We start from the raw sequence: 14,841 nt of genomic DNA on the forward strand, positions 1-14,841 counted from the left end.
TGCTAAATGCTGATTAGTTCAATTAGCTATCAAGCGAACAAAATAAAATACCACCTAAAAATGAAAGTATAAGAATTTACCACATCTTAATATTAAAAAAAGGAGGAAATAATATGGAAATCGCAATGGCAGTTTTAAAATTTGTAGGTGGAGTAATTCCATTAGTTCAAGAACTTTTAAAAGCATTTATGTAAGTTTATTAGTTAGCACTTATTTATAAATAAGTATTACATCATAATCCAGAAAAAGAATGAGTTGTTTTTTGAAAATTGACAAAAATAACGAAAGAATAAAATCCCTAACATGTTTATTGGTTATTCTATGCACTATTAATTATTCATCTATTTCTTTCGCGGAAACACAAACAGATAATGTACCTGATGCAACAAAAAATGCTAGTGGGATTGATAATGGTATAGCAAATCTTAAATATAATAATCAAGAGGTTTTAGCTGTAAATGGTGATAAAGTAGAGAGTTTTGTTCCGAAAGAAAGTATCAATTCAAATGGTAAATTTGTAGTGGTAGAACGCGAGAAAAAATCACTTACAACGGCACCAGTCGATATTTCAATTATTGATTCTGTAGTGAATCGCACGTATCCAGGAGCTGTACAACTTGCAAATAAAGCTTTTGCAGACAATCAACCAAGTTTATTAATGGCTAAGAGAAAGCCTTTGAATATTAGTATAGACTTACCGGGCATGAGAAAAGAAAATACAATCACTGTCCAAAATTCGACATATGGTAATGTAGCTGGAGCAGTAGACGATTTAGTATCTACTTGGAATGAAAAGTATTCCACAGCACATACGTTACCTGCAAGAATGCAGTATACGGAATCTATGGTTTATAGTAAATCACAAATCGCAAGTGCTCTTAATGTTAACGCTAAATATCTTAATAACAATTTAAACATTGATTTTAATTCGGTTGCAAATGGAGAGAAAAAAGTGATAGTAGGGGCGTATAAGCAAATATTTTATACGGTAAGTGCTGAACTACCTAACAATCCATCCGACCTTTTTGATAATAGTGTTACTTTTGACGAGTTAACTCGAAAAGGCGTAAGTAATTCGGCACCCAGTACTTATTAAAATTGTTAATGAGTAAATTAGCAATGATTTGTTAAACGTAACGCAGTTAACACAAACTCTAGAAATACCACAGTCGACTATATCTCAACATCTATCGAGATTAAAAAAGAATGTTTTAAGCGTGGAAAGAAGGATTGGAGATGTACGATCACATTCAAAATCCCAAAACTAATAAAATAATAGAAATACTAAAATATACCCTTTAGAAAACTGCCTGAACTACTCACCATTTAACAATCTCTCGGACTGTTAAAGCTGGTGAGTAGTTTTTTTATACCATCAAAAAAGAAAGAAGGATTTGTTAAAAATCTTTCCAGAAATTCAGATGTATTAGATTATGCATAAGCATATTTTTCAAGTTAGATGCAATGAAAAAATTAGTCTTTAATAATAGGTATCAGAACAATAAAACTAAATTTTAATATGTTGTATTTTAGTCAATATATATTTTGCCACTATACAATAAAAATTTTAAATTTCAAATATTAAATGCACCATATATATTTAAAGTAATAATATTCTCAATCACAATGAGAGTATATGAATACAAGTAATATTTAGTTGAAGGAGGGTATTTAGTGAAAAATGAAATCACTAAAGGTTGTATAATAACATCACTTATTTTTGGGGCAGCTGTTTCTACCAATGTTTTCTTAACTCCTGTAGTTCTTCAGGCTGAAACTCAACAAGAACGAACGGATATTTCTCCATCTTTACAGCAATTAGGTGTACACTCTAAGTTAATACAAGCACACATAGATCAAGTTTTGACAACTCCTAATATAGAATTGGAGGAAATCCCAGTTTTAAATACGAATCAATCCTTAATTAAACAGGATATGAAAGAATGGTCATCGAAGATTTCTCCAAATTTAATTCTATTAAATTCAAAGAGTAAAGGATTTGTAACTAAATTTAATAACTATTATTCAACATTAAAAGGATTTGTGGATAATAAAAAAGATAAAGAAGGATTTGTAGATAGACTAGAAGTCCTTCAAGAAATGACTATTACGAACCAAGAAAACTTGCAACGTCAGATTAATGAATTAACAGAGTTTAAATTACAGCTTGATAAAAAAATTAAAAATCTTGATACCAATGTAAAAAAAGGGCATGAGGCACTAGTATCAGATGGAACAAGAAAAATAGACCAGATTGAAAATGAATTAATGAATACTAAAAAATTAATTCAAAATAATTTACAAGGAATAGCGCTTTTACCAGGAGCTTTAAATGAGCAAGGATTAAAGGTATTCCAAGAAGTCTATCATCTATCAAAAGATATCATTGAACCAGCTACTCAAACAGCAGTAGCAGCGTATAACAAAGGGAAAGAAATAAACAACTCCATTGTTGAAGCAGTGAAGAAAGCCGCGAAAGAAGCAAAAGAAAAGGGTAAATCTGAATTAGAGATTGAAGCTGCCAAAAAAGAAGCACGCGAAGCAATTGAGAAAAGCAAAAAAGGTGAAATTGCTGCAGCTGCGGCTGCAGAAACGAAAGAGTATGACCTTATGAAAGCAGTTGATCCTGAAAAAATCAAAAACACACTTAGTACTTTTGCTAGAATTAACAAACTAACGGCAGATCAGCAGGCTCATTTAAATGATTTAGTGGAACAAAACCAAAAGTTATATGACTTAACAAAGAAGCTAACAATTTCAGATTTACAAAAATCAATGCTTCTTTTTATGCAAAATGACTTACATACATTTGCAGATCAAGTGAATTTAGAACTTGATCTAATGAAACGCTATAAAGAAGATTTGAATCTAATAAAAAATAGTATTACAACTTTATCTACTAATGTTGATACTACTAACCAGGCATCTCAAAAAGATACATTAAGACGATTAAAAAATATTACAAGTTACCTTGGTGAACAAGTTGATAAGTTTTAATTTTATGAATTTTATAAAAATAAAGAATAATTATAAGAATCTATTGAAGAATAGGGAGGATAATTAATATGATGAAATTTCCATTTAAGGTCATAACATTGGCTACATTAGCAACGGTTATAACGACTACTAATGGTAGTGCTATTCATGCACTTGCACAAGAACAAACTGCACAAGAACAAACTGCACAAGAACAGAAAAAAGGAAATTATATGTTAGGGCCTGAAGGACTAAAGAAAGCGTTGGCTGAAACCGGCTCTCATATTCTTGTAATGGATTTGTACGCAAAAACAATGATCAAACAACCAAATGTAAATTTATCAAATATTGATTTAGGTTCAGGAGGGGCAGAATTAATCAAAAACATTCACCTAAATCAGGAATTGTCACGAATCAATGCAAATTACTGGTTAGATACAGCGAAACCAAGCATTCAAAAGACGGCACGTAATATTGTAAATTATGATGAAAAATTTCAAAATTATTACAATACACTAGTGGATACTGTAAAAAAGAAAGATAAGGAGGGCCTCAAAGAAGGTATAGGTGATTTAATCGGTACAATTCGTACAAATTCAAAAGAAGTTACGGAAGTCATAAAGGTGTTACAGGACTTCAAATCAAAGCTGTATACAAATTCTACAGATTTTAAAAAAAATGTTGGTGGCCCAGATGGGAAAGGTGGATTAACGGCAATATTAGCAGGACAACAAGCTACAATCCCACAACTTCAAGCTGAAATTGAGCAACTCCTTTCTACTCAGAAAAAACATTTTGACGATGTGTTGGCATGGTCAATTGGTGGTGGGCTAGGCGCGACCATTTTAGCTATTGGAGCTATTGGAGGAGCGATATTAATTGTTGTGACTGGCGGTACAGCAACACCGGCTGTTGTCGGTGGCCTTTCGGCTCTTGGTGCAGCTGGAATTGGTTTAGGAACAGCAACTGGTGTTGAGGCATCTAATCATATGAACTCCTATAACGAAATTTCAAATAAAATTGGAGAGTTAAGTATGAAAGCTGATCGTGCTAAACAAGCAGTTATTTCACTTGCTAGCACAAAAGACACTTTGACATACTTGTATCAAACAGTGGATCAAGCAATTATGTCTCTGACAAATATTCAGCAACAATGGAATACGATGGGAGCAAATTATAAAGATTTATATGATAATATCGATCAAATGCAAGAACATAAACTAACTTTAATACCGGACGATTTAAAGGCCGCTAAACAAAGTTGGAATGATATTCATAAGGATGCAGAATTCATTTCAAAAGACATTGCTTTTAAACAAGAAAAATCAAACTGAAAATAAATATTAGGAGGAATTAAGGTGAAAAAAAAAATCCCTTGTAAACTACTTGCTGTATCGACGTTTTTCACACTGACAACAACGCCTATAGTTTCCCCAGTAGCTGCTTTTGCAAGTGAAAGTGAAAATAAAGTAGAACAAACAAGTACTAAAGATATGTCTCTTTCTGTAAACAACGAAAAGATGAAAAAGGCTTTGCAGGATGCTGGGGTATTTGCAAAGTCCATGAATGATTACTCTTATTTGTTAATTAATAATCCTGATGTTAACTTTGAAGGAATTGATATTAAAGGATATGAAAATCTGCCTAGTCAAATTATACAAGATCAAAAAAAGGCAAGAGAGCATGCTACGAAATGGGATTCACACATAAAAAAACAACTTATAGATACACTAACGGGGATTGTAGAGTATGATACTAAATTCGACAATTATTATGACACATTAGTAGAAGCAATTAATGAAGGGGATGCAGATACATTAAAAGAAGGCATTACAGATTTACAAGGTGAGATTAAACAAAATCAAGTATATACAAAAAAATTAATACAAGAACTAGCTAAGTTAAGAGATAATATTGGAGAAGATGTCCGAGCATTTGCCGGTCATAAAGATATCTTGCAATCTATTTTAAAAAACCAAGCATCTGGAATAGATGAGGATCAAAAACGCCTAGATGATCTTTCAGAGCAAATAAGACATTTTAAACAAGTAGAATCGGATGGAATAATAACTGTATCAGTCCCTACACCTCCTACTTGGATTTCTGGTGGTATAATGATAGGGGTAGCAAGAGATAATTTAGGTACGTTAGAGCCGTTATTAGCACAATTACGTCAAACTATAGATTATAAAGTAACGCTAAATCGTGTAGTTGGTGTTGCGTATAATAATATTAATGAAATGCACGATGCTATTGGATCAGCCATTAATGCTCTTACCTATATGTCAGCACAATGGCATGATTTAGATTCTCAATATTCAGGAGTACTTAATCATATTGATAAAGCATCCCAAAAGGCAGATCAAAATAAATTTAAATTTTTAAAACCTAACCTAAATGCAGCGAAAGACAGTTGGAAAACATTAAAAACAGATGCATTTACTTTAAAAGAAGGAATAAAGATGTTAAAGATATCTTCTAAAAATAAAGCACAAGTATAAAGACTATAATATGTGAGTATTTAGAAGCACTTAGTCCCAAGAGTAATAAAACAACCTCTAAGTATACATATTTATTTTATCGTAAACTAATTTTAAATTAACTTCCTACACTTAAATATTTTAAGCTAATTGAGAGAGTAAGAATTTCTTATTTAAGAGAAGAGATATGATAAAAGAGCAGTATATTCTATATATCGTGTGTAGATGGGCATGTTATTATCCTTTTCTTCTTTTTATTCGGAAGAAAAGGATAAGGTGTGTATAACAATAGAACAAAATCATTCAACAAGCATTAGCGGACATTAGGAACCCGTTCTATAAAGAACCGGGTTCCTTTTCTGTATTTATATAGTTATATCTTAAGGAAGAATAAATAAATATTGTCCTACTATATTAATATGTCTATGATCTAATAGTGAAAGTCTAGTAATATGATCATTATTAATAGTATAACCACGAGTTCAGAGTAATTGTTGCACGGATCCTATATATCGAGTATTCCATACTACAATTGTATTTACTACTAAACCTGAAGTTTTCCTTAAAATTTTATATAATATGCTTTTTCTATTCCAATTAATTTTTAACGAATTTCCCGAAAGAATTCTCCTTCCTCAAGCGTGTGAAGGGCGTAGCCCAACGGTAGGTGGGAGATGAATTTCGGTTTGGCGTAGCCAAAAGGTTTTCCTTTTTATTTTGCCTCTGATATAATCAGTCTTATAAATTATAAAGGTTGGTATATAAATGAAATTAGATAGTAATAACCATTCAGTATTCTTGTTGTATTATCACCTTGTGTTGGTCGTAAAATACAGAAGAAATGTGTTTGATGATGATATGTCAGACTATGCAAAAGATATGTTTGTTCGACTATCTGAAAACTATAACATCACATTAGTTGAATGGAATCATGATGTAGACCACGTTCATATTTTGTTCAAGGCACACCCTAATACAGAAATGACAAAATTCATCAATGCTTATAAAAGTGCAAGTTCTCGACTTATTAAAAGAGACTTTCCACAAGTGAAAAAGAAACTTTGGAAAGAGATGTTTTGGTCAAGAAGTTTTTGCTTGCTAACTACTGGTGGTTCGCCAATAGACGTAGTAAAAACATATATTGAAAATCAAAGTGAAAAGTGAGGTGAAATGATATGACAAAGCAGAATAAAGCATATAAATTCCGTTTGTATCCAACAGAAGACCAAGCACATCTTATGCGTAAAACCTTCGGTTGTGTACGTTTCGTGTATAACAGAATGTTAGCTGAACGGAAAGAAGCGTATGAAAAACATAAAGATGATAAGGATCAACTAAAGAAACAAAAGCTTCCCACTCCTGCAAAATACAAAGCAGAATTTGAATGGCTAAAAGAAGTTGATTCATTAGCTTTGGCAAATGCTCAACTACACTTGCAAACTGCCTATAAAAATTTCTTTCGTGGTCAAAATGACTTCCCAACATTCAAAAGCAAAAAAGACAGAAAGTCTTATACAACGAATGTAGTGAACGGAAATATTATGTTGCTTAACAGTCATATCAAATTGCCAAAACTGAAAATGGTACGTATCAAACAGCATAGAGAAATACCACAAGGCCATATAATTAAGTCATGTACGATTTCTATGACACCTACTGGTAAATACTATGTGTCCATTTTGACTGAATACGAAAAAGAGATCGTACAAAAAGAAGTAGAAACAGTTGTTGGATTAGACTTTGCGATGGATCAATTATACGTCAGTTCTGAGGATGAGAGAGCCAATTATCCTAAGTTCTATCGTGAAATGTTAGACCGATTAGCAAAGGCTCAACGAGTATTATCAAGACGTACAAAAGGTTCAGGGCGTTGGAATAAACAACGTATCCGTGTAGCTAAGCTGCATGAAAAAGTAGCAAACCAACGTAAGAACTTCCTTCATCATAAGTCTAAAGAGTTAGCTACTCATTTTGATGTTGTAGCTATTGAAGATCTAAATATGAAAGGAATGTCGCAAGCACTTCATTTTGGAAAAAGTATCGCTGACAATGGTTGGGGTATGTTCACTTCTTTTTTAGCTTATAAACTACATGAACAAGGCAAACAACTTGTGAAAATAGACAAATGGTTTCCTTCCACAAAAACATGTAGCAGTTGTGGAAATGTGAAAAATATGTCATTGTCTGAGCGAGTCTATTCTTGTATATGCGGTGTAAATCTCGATAGAGATTATAACGCAGCTATCAATATCAAAAATGAAGCAATACACCTATTGGCGTTAGCATAGATAGCAATAAAATAACCCTTGGAACAAGGGAGTTAGCTCGGCTGTCTTAGGACGAATTCGTTAGCTACCAAAAGTAACGACTAACCGAGAAGCCCCCACTTCAAACAGTTCGTTAGGACGTTAAGTGGCGGGTAGTTCACGCCAGAAGTAGATCAGTTATTACCATAATATTGAATATATATAATGCTTCTATATTATTAATGTTTTTATCTGTATTTGGGAAAAATAAAAAGAGCAAGTTTACTGGTTTCGAACTTATAGGGGTCACGTAGCTAAAAGTACAAAATTGTACGTTTAGACATAATGTCATGTTTTGTACAGAAAATCCTATGTTATTGAACAGGGTATAACACACAATTATATCAACGTTTTATGCCATTATTTTGTTCATAAACCCATTTCGAAATAAATGTCTACATTAAGCTATAGCTTTTATGTTTCTGGACATAACGAAAATTCGATTACATCAAGGTTATAGGCTCTTAGCGTGCAATTTTTCACTTTCGGTGTTTGTGCCCCATGTACAAAAGAAAAGACACCCTAAGGTGTCTTCCTTCAACCTGAACCACTTTAATTTTAATAACATCATTTTACAATCACAAATATATCTTTAATCTTTCATATGATATTTTATCATTTTTTTCAGTTAATTGCATGTAACTAGAGAAAAATATGCTATTTCTTGTAAATTCCTTTTCTCCATACCCACTCAATAGGACCATAGCGGAAATATTTACTCCAAATTTTGCTGAACAAAATTTGTACAAATATAATTAAAAGCCCGAAAATGCATAGTTGCCAGTAATATACGTGTGAGACATCTTTAAAGTACAACGAAAGAATGAGAAGAGTTAGTATACTTTGGCTAATGTAATTCGTTAAAGCAAACTCACCTACGTTCATAAAGGGTTGCAGCCACTCTATATATTTTTTATTCTCACACACTCTAAGTAGGGTACAAATATAGAATATAGCTATTATTTTCCCTCCAAATAGAATCCATAGTTGTATATCCTGAGAGTAATAGACATTCGTTTTTATAAAGTAGTAGATAATAGGATAAGAGAGAAGACATGAAATACATAACGAACTCCACTGTAAAAATCTAATTTGCTGTATTAATTCTGGTACCCTTTTAAAAATATTTTTCTTGCCAGCCCATAAACCGATTAAAAATAACCCTATATATTCCGGAATTCCTATTAGTAGTTGCTGAAATTCCTGGGTCATTAGAAAGAAAAGACGTGCTTTTACTTGATGTGAATAATGTGTAAATAGATTTACCGTGTGATTGGTAGTGTTGCCTGTAAACATATATTGATAGTAGTTTGGCACTTCTGGAATAGAAGAACTTGTTCGTAAAAATACAACAATATGTAATCCATAACTAACTAGTAGGAAACTAAAACCAGCTATAAAAATAAATTTAGTAGATCTCTTATAAAAGAACAATAGAATAAATCCGGCTATAGCATACGCATGTAGAATATCTCCATACCATAGAAAGGTGAAGTGGAGTAAACCGAAGACTAGTAAAATACAAATTCTCCGGGTAAATAGCTTATACATAGGATATCCTTTTTCTTCTGTATTTTTCATAAAGATATAAAATCCTACTCCAAATAAGAATGCGAAAATAGTATAGAACTTTGATTGTATAAATAAATCTACTAAAAAGCGGATTACTTTATCTATACCAATATAACCTGCTTGATTAAAGGGATCTAGTCCCGTCATAGTTGGTAGATTCGCAAATAGGATACATAGTATGGCGATACCTCTTATTATGTCTAAAGAATGAATACGGGCGTTTTGTTGCATGTTAATTCTCCTTTCTTACAAAGAAAAACGAGCACTATACTAGATAGCGCTCGAATTACGTCTTGCAAAGAATCCATCATAGGTAGCAGCTGAAACAGCTCCTTCTAAACGTTCAACTTCTTCACCTCTGTTATAAGCTACAACAACTGGAGTACCTGGAATGTCGAACTCTTGAAAGGCACTTTGATTTTCTGGTGTAGAGATATCAATACGATAGATGGTTCTATCATGCTTTTTTGACATACGATTGATATCTGGTGCAGCTTTTTTACAAAAATGACAGGTAGGTTGATAGTAATACGCAATGAACTCTTCATGGGATTGTATTTTTTCCTTTAATTCTTCTTTTGAAATATCTTTTATATTTTCAGGTAATCCTTTTACATCTGCAGCAGATACAATTGTTTTTTCTGGTGTTATAGTTTCTGTTTTGACTGATTCATTCTTAGTTAAAGTAAAGATCGCGATACATGCAACGCATAAAGTTGTGATAACTGCTCCAATTTTGTAGACTTTTTTCATAGTAAATTCCTCCTTAAAGTAAAAAAAGGACAAACCTCGCCCGAGTTAACAGGGCGTAAGGTTTGTCCTTCACGCTACGTACAATAGAGTATAAACAATGGAAACAAATTTTCTATCTCTATAATACCATAAGATTTATATAGAATGCTATAAGAATTTTAAAAGAAATAGAAAGGAATAACTCAATCTATATAATTTCACGTACCAAATTTTTATAAAAAATCCAAACACCACATTACGATAAGGAGGGCAGTACATTTTTATACCTTTGGGATAGTGTGAAAAGATATCAAATTTGAATTATTAGTTTAATATTTATCATGATACAGATTAAACTAATAAAGTTGTAATTATGTTAAAATTAGGAATATACATATTATGTAGGGGGTGTATGTTAGTGCATAGAATTATAAATATTATTTTCGGAATATTATTAGTAATCTATACTATTTATTCGATTTTTATGAAAGATGGAAATGATATTCAAATCATCACCTTGTTAGTGATTGTACTTGTACTCTCAGTAATTATGGATAAAAAACAGGTAGGTAAGTCTTAGTATAAGGTTTGAAGGCATAACAACAGTGCATTATAGCTGTTGTTATGCCGTTTTATTTATAATAAGGGGGATGAGTGTGAAAATATTAAAATATACGTTATTTATTCTTTTGTTTTTTTACCCTATAAATGTTATTAATGCTGCTACCTCTAATACTGATTCGGAATTTTATACTATCTTGTTGAGAGACGAGGTAGAATATGGAGATTTCCAAAAAATATTACAGGAAAGTAACATAGAGATTGTTTACTCTATTCAAGAAGTTGGAATGTTGCAAGTAAAAGCTAGTGAAAATAGCATGAAGAAACTTGGTGTTAGTTCTTTTGTAAAGACATATGGTAAGTCAATAAGAACAGTAAAATCAAGTTTTGACTATCAATCATCTATTGATGAAAATAAAACAAATACTCAATGGGACATGGATAAGGTAACAAATAATGGCGAGAGCTACAAAATATTTCCAGGTACTAAAAATGTTGGTGTAGCTATTATTGATAGTGGTTTAGATATTGAACATCCTGATTTAAAAAATAATGTACTTGATGGATCAAAAAATTTTGTTCCAGTCGGTGGATTTAGGGGAGAGGAGTTAAATGAAAATGGAGAAAGAGATCGTATAGATGATTTGTTAGGACACGGAACAGAGGTTGCTGGACAAGTTGCAGCAAACGGTTTGATAAAAGGTGTAGCACCAGGCGTTGGTATTAAAGCATATAGAGTGTTTGGAGAAAGAGAAGCTGAAACAATTTGGATAATAAAAGCGATTGTAGAAGCTGCGAAAGATAATTCTGATGTGATTAATTTGAGTTTAGGAGATTATCTTCTAGAGGGAGAATATATTTTAAACGGTAAGAAAATTGCTTCCGATCTTCCTGAAATTGAAGGGTACAAGAGAGCTATTAAATTTGCGAGTCGGTTAGGAAGTGTTGTGGTTGCAGCTGCTGGAAATGAGGGTTTGAATGTAAGGAATCAAAATCAGATGAATGATTTCTTTAAAAAACATTTAGAAATTTACGATTTAGGAGATATTAGTTTCAAAGGTGTGGTTCGTGATATTCCAGCTGATTTGCCAGGGGTTGTATCGGTCTCTTCTATAGGGAATGATAATACCCTTTCGGTATTTACTAACTATGGGAATAGATTTACTGATATAGTAGCACCAGGTGGGGATAATAAATTACTGAACCAATATGGTGGAGAGGTCTGGTATAAAAATAAAATGTATGAGAGAGAGCATGTTTTAACAACTGCTCCAAATGGGGAATATGTATATCAGTTTGGTAATTCTGTAGCAGCTCCGAAAGTTTCAGGTGCTTTAGCACTAATTATTGATAAACAGAATTTAAAGAATAGACCTAATGAGTCTATTAGATATCTATATAAATATGGTGTAGATAAAGAAGGGAACCATTTTGGAAATGGCATTCTTAATGTATACAAAATTGTTTCTAGCTAAAGATTTGATTCAGAGTGCTTAGTTTGTATAATAAAAAAAGTGATTCGTAATGAATCACTTTTTCTTTTATTATCGCGGGATACATGAATAAATAGTTGCTGATTGGTAAATTAGAATGAAACCTCTACCATTCCAGTTACAAAGTCCAGCACCAGCTGCAAGTGCCGATAAACATGCCGCTATTATTGCTGGCACTCCGAAATAAGCAGCAATGGCAGCGATGGCAGCGCCAGCTAATATCATTTTTTGGAGTTTAATAGTTTGATCGTTTGAGAATTTATAAACCCCACCCCTTGGTGTTGCTGCTGATTGAAAATCCAATTGACTAGTGGATGTAGAAAGGTTTGTTCTAGGTAAATTGATATCGAGTAGGCTGCTTCCGAAAGAGATTTCACCTTTCTGAACCATCTCATTAAGTTGTCCAATAGTTGATTCGAAACTATCAAATGCCTCTTCACTTACACCAGCTTCTGAAGCAGATGTGTAGTAGTTTTTGATGAGACCAGCTTCAGTAATAATAGCTTTTTCCTCAAGATCGGATTTAGCAATTTCCATTCCAAGTTTAAAACCTTTGTCTGTATCTTGGACATTAATCGGATCTCCGAAATTTGAAATAAGTTTGTTGTAACTTTCTTCAGAAAGTGGTTCGCACTTGTTGCAATCATCACCTTGTTCATATGCAACTTTATTTCTTTCATATGAAGTTTGAGCAAAGCTGTAACTTGGTAGTAGTGAAGTGACTAGAGAAGCACTTAAAACGCCTATAATTATTTTTGACTTTAATTTTGAACCTCGCATTTTATCACCTTTCCTTTTTACAAAATTAGAACAATCAGTAAATATTAGAACAAATGACTAATAATTGTTATGGGGACCCCAATTTTTTTATTAATAAATGATGAATTGAAAATAAAATTATATTTCCATTCGTTTGAAAAATAATGCTATTTTACCGGTATTTTCTAGCACGCTTCCAATACTAACTTACAAATATATCAAAATAAACAATTTTCAGATAAAAAAATCTACAAAATAATTCGACACCACCCCTTAAAACTATATCCTTACTGGGGTTATACTGATTTTTATATAAATAATTGCATCTTTACAATCTAACGATTTACCGATATTTTTTTTGTCAACTGATAAATTAATATAAGAATATTATGAATATTTTTTATAAAGTTGTTTTTTACAACTTATTACAATTAAATTTTGTTATGATTGTTTTTATATAAACAAAATAAAGGAGATTGTGATATGATAATTCTGAATAATGAAAAAGTAACTAAGCTATTAAATGAATGGTATAAAGTTATTCTATCTAAGCAAATAACAAAAGCGACAAGAATGAAAGAAGAAGTTGATGAAAAGATTAGTGTCTTAATGGTCGAACAAAACCGAGATCTACAAGATCAAAATCTCTTATTGTATTATTCTCTATTGGATTATAGTTATAAAGTGTTAATAAATAAATCATATGTAACTCGTAGTGATTTTGATGCAGTTGAAAAACTTACAACAAAAACTATTGATGAGTATTTAAAATACTACTACCATTTCTATAAAGCTGTGCATAACACCATGATCGCTAACTATATGGAAGCTATGGAGCAATTTGAAGAAGCTGAACGACTTTTAGAGTATATTCCTAATGACATTGAAAAAGCTGAATTTAATTATAAACTTGGTGAACTATATTACCATCTTCAACAACCTTTATTAACAATTAAGCATGTAATGAAAGCAAAAGACATATACAAAAAGTATGAAGAGTATGTAATAAATCAAATTGAATGTGATACAATCCTGGGATTAGCAAGTGTCACTTTAAGTCAGTTTGAACAAGGAGAAGAACTTTTTGTTAAGTGTTTGGATATGGCTAAAAAACATAACTGCACTCGACTAATTACCTTAATTCAATACAACTTAGGTTTTCTTTATGCAAAACAAGGTATATCCGCAACTGCAATTCGACATTTAATGGATGTGTATAAATCTGAAAAACCATATCATAAAACTGTATTCTTACTGGCTCGAGAACATTTCAAAGTAAATGAAATTGAAAAAGCACAAGAATTTTTGACTCAAGGCTTTGAATTAGCTGATGTTGAATATACACATCATTTACGAATACTTCGAGCACAATACGATGAAAATTATAAACAGAATCTAGAAACAACGATTGCAGATGGACTAGATTACTTTGAATCCCAAAAACTTTATGGATTTATGGAAGAGTACTCTGGAATTTTAGCGAAAAAACTTTATCAAGAAGGTAATCATGAGAAGGCTAGCCAATACTTTAATATATCTTATGATGCTAAAGAATTACTTCAGAAGGGAAGTGCGTTAAAATGAAAAAAGTACTAATAGGATTTTTTAGTTTTGCTGCTGTTTTAACTATTGGAAGTTTTGCAGAATCTTATACATCACAAGCTGATCATGGTAGACCGCCTGCACCGCAACGACCAGATTATGTTTCTAGTTATGAAAATAAGGCACATGGAAATACTGGAGTGGTTGCTCTTGACCATGGTAGACCGCCTGCACCAGCATACGAATACAGTGATGTTTTATACTGATCATGGGGAACATATTTAAATACCTAAAAAAGAGGACGCTGTGTGGTATTATCCCCTATAGGTAGACAGTAAAAAAAGAGTCCATCTGATATGATGGACTCAATACTGTTTTATCTGGAGGGGATTTTTTTATGGCAAGAAAAGGACAATCATT

Annotated in this window: 12 protein-coding genes and 2 pseudogenes; 10 read left to right on the forward strand and 4 right to left on the reverse strand. The window is 32.1% G+C overall.

All coding sequences use genetic code 11. The features are described 5' to 3' along the window. Nucleotides 1-250 precede the first annotated feature (250 nt). The 5 genes and pseudogenes from ACTFRH_RS27255 to hblA all read left to right on the forward strand — a co-directional run. Nucleotides 251-1,084: pseudogene (locus ACTFRH_RS27255) on the forward strand (thiol-activated cytolysin family protein); the annotation flags it as partial. Nucleotides 1,085-1,124: 40 nt separating this feature from the next. After that, complete coding sequence (locus ACTFRH_RS27260) at nucleotides 1,125-1,268, forward strand: ArsR family transcriptional regulator (protein WP_216475730.1); 144 nt, start codon at nucleotides 1,125-1,127, stop codon at nucleotides 1,266-1,268. A gap of 406 nt (nucleotides 1,269-1,674) precedes the next feature. Further along, the gene (locus ACTFRH_RS27265) at nucleotides 1,675-2,997 is read left to right on the forward strand and encodes an HBL/NHE enterotoxin family protein (RefSeq protein ID WP_216475731.1); all 1,323 of its coding nucleotides are present in this window, start codon (nucleotides 1,675-1,677) and stop codon (nucleotides 2,995-2,997) included. Between the two features lie 68 nt (nucleotides 2,998-3,065). Beyond that, nucleotides 3,066-4,310, forward strand: a complete 1,245-nt coding sequence (hblD, locus tag ACTFRH_RS27270; RefSeq protein WP_440048865.1) for a hemolysin BL lytic component L1 — start codon at nucleotides 3,066-3,068, stop codon at nucleotides 4,308-4,310. Nucleotides 4,311-4,334: 24 nt separating this feature from the next. Beyond that, entirely contained in the window at nucleotides 4,335-5,477 is a 1,143-nt protein-coding gene (gene hblA / locus ACTFRH_RS27275; protein WP_216475733.1) for a hemolysin BL binding component B, read from the forward strand. A gap of 362 nt (nucleotides 5,478-5,839) precedes the next feature. Here hblA and ACTFRH_RS27280 read toward each other — a convergent pair. Continuing rightward, nucleotides 5,840-6,007 (reverse strand): annotated as a pseudogene (locus tag ACTFRH_RS27280) (Tn3 family transposase); the annotation flags it as partial. Nucleotides 6,008-6,221: 214 nt separating this feature from the next. Between ACTFRH_RS27280 and tnpA the strand changes: the two are divergent. Next, nucleotides 6,222-6,620, forward strand: coding sequence for an IS200/IS605-like element ISBth16 family transposase (gene tnpA / locus ACTFRH_RS27285; protein ID WP_000762752.1), 399 nt, complete (start codon nucleotides 6,222-6,224; stop codon nucleotides 6,618-6,620). Nucleotides 6,621-6,631: 11 nt separating this feature from the next. Continuing rightward, a complete protein-coding gene (locus ACTFRH_RS27290) occupies nucleotides 6,632-7,744 on the forward strand; it encodes an RNA-guided endonuclease TnpB family protein (RefSeq protein WP_440048866.1) in 1,113 nt (370 codons plus the stop codon). A 675-nt stretch (nucleotides 7,745-8,419) separates the two neighbouring features. On the opposite strand, the gene ACTFRH_RS27295 is transcribed toward ACTFRH_RS27290, so the two are convergent. Then, nucleotides 8,420-9,565, reverse strand: a complete 1,146-nt coding sequence (locus ACTFRH_RS27295) for a DUF418 domain-containing protein (protein ID WP_440048867.1) — start codon at nucleotides 9,563-9,565, stop codon at nucleotides 8,420-8,422. A gap of 39 nt (nucleotides 9,566-9,604) precedes the next feature. After that, nucleotides 9,605-10,087: a thioredoxin family protein gene (locus ACTFRH_RS27300; RefSeq protein WP_440048868.1), complete on the reverse strand. Its 483-nt coding sequence runs from the start codon at nucleotides 10,085-10,087 to the stop codon at nucleotides 9,605-9,607. Between the two features lie 629 nt (nucleotides 10,088-10,716). Here ACTFRH_RS27300 and ACTFRH_RS27305 point away from each other — a divergent pair. Continuing rightward, nucleotides 10,717-12,102 carry a S8 family peptidase gene (locus tag ACTFRH_RS27305; protein WP_440048869.1) on the forward strand — a complete coding sequence of 462 codons (1,386 nt, stop codon included), beginning with the start codon at nucleotides 10,717-10,719 and terminating at the stop codon, nucleotides 12,100-12,102. A 69-nt stretch (nucleotides 12,103-12,171) separates the two neighbouring features. Here ACTFRH_RS27305 and ACTFRH_RS27310 read toward each other — a convergent pair whose 3' ends face one another. Next, nucleotides 12,172-12,900: a hypothetical protein gene (locus tag ACTFRH_RS27310; protein WP_340935354.1), complete on the reverse strand. Its 729-nt coding sequence runs from the start codon at nucleotides 12,898-12,900 to the stop codon at nucleotides 12,172-12,174. Between the two features lie 462 nt (nucleotides 12,901-13,362). On the opposite strand from ACTFRH_RS27310, the gene ACTFRH_RS27315 reads away from it, so the two are divergent. Beyond that, nucleotides 13,363-14,463, forward strand: a complete 1,101-nt coding sequence (locus ACTFRH_RS27315; protein WP_440048870.1) for an aspartate phosphatase — start codon at nucleotides 13,363-13,365, stop codon at nucleotides 14,461-14,463. Continuing rightward, nucleotides 14,460-14,687, forward strand: a complete 228-nt coding sequence (locus ACTFRH_RS27320; protein ID WP_440048871.1) for a hypothetical protein — start codon at nucleotides 14,460-14,462, stop codon at nucleotides 14,685-14,687. Before ACTFRH_RS27315 ends, ACTFRH_RS27320 begins: the two co-directional genes overlap by 4 nt. Nucleotides 14,688-14,841: the final 154 nt, after the last annotated feature.

The sequence above is a fragment of the Bacillus cereus group sp. MYBK216-1 genome, assembly GCF_051916495.1.
In the GTDB taxonomy this organism is placed as follows: domain Bacteria; phylum Bacillota; class Bacilli; order Bacillales; family Bacillaceae_G; genus Bacillus_A; species Bacillus_A thuringiensis_K.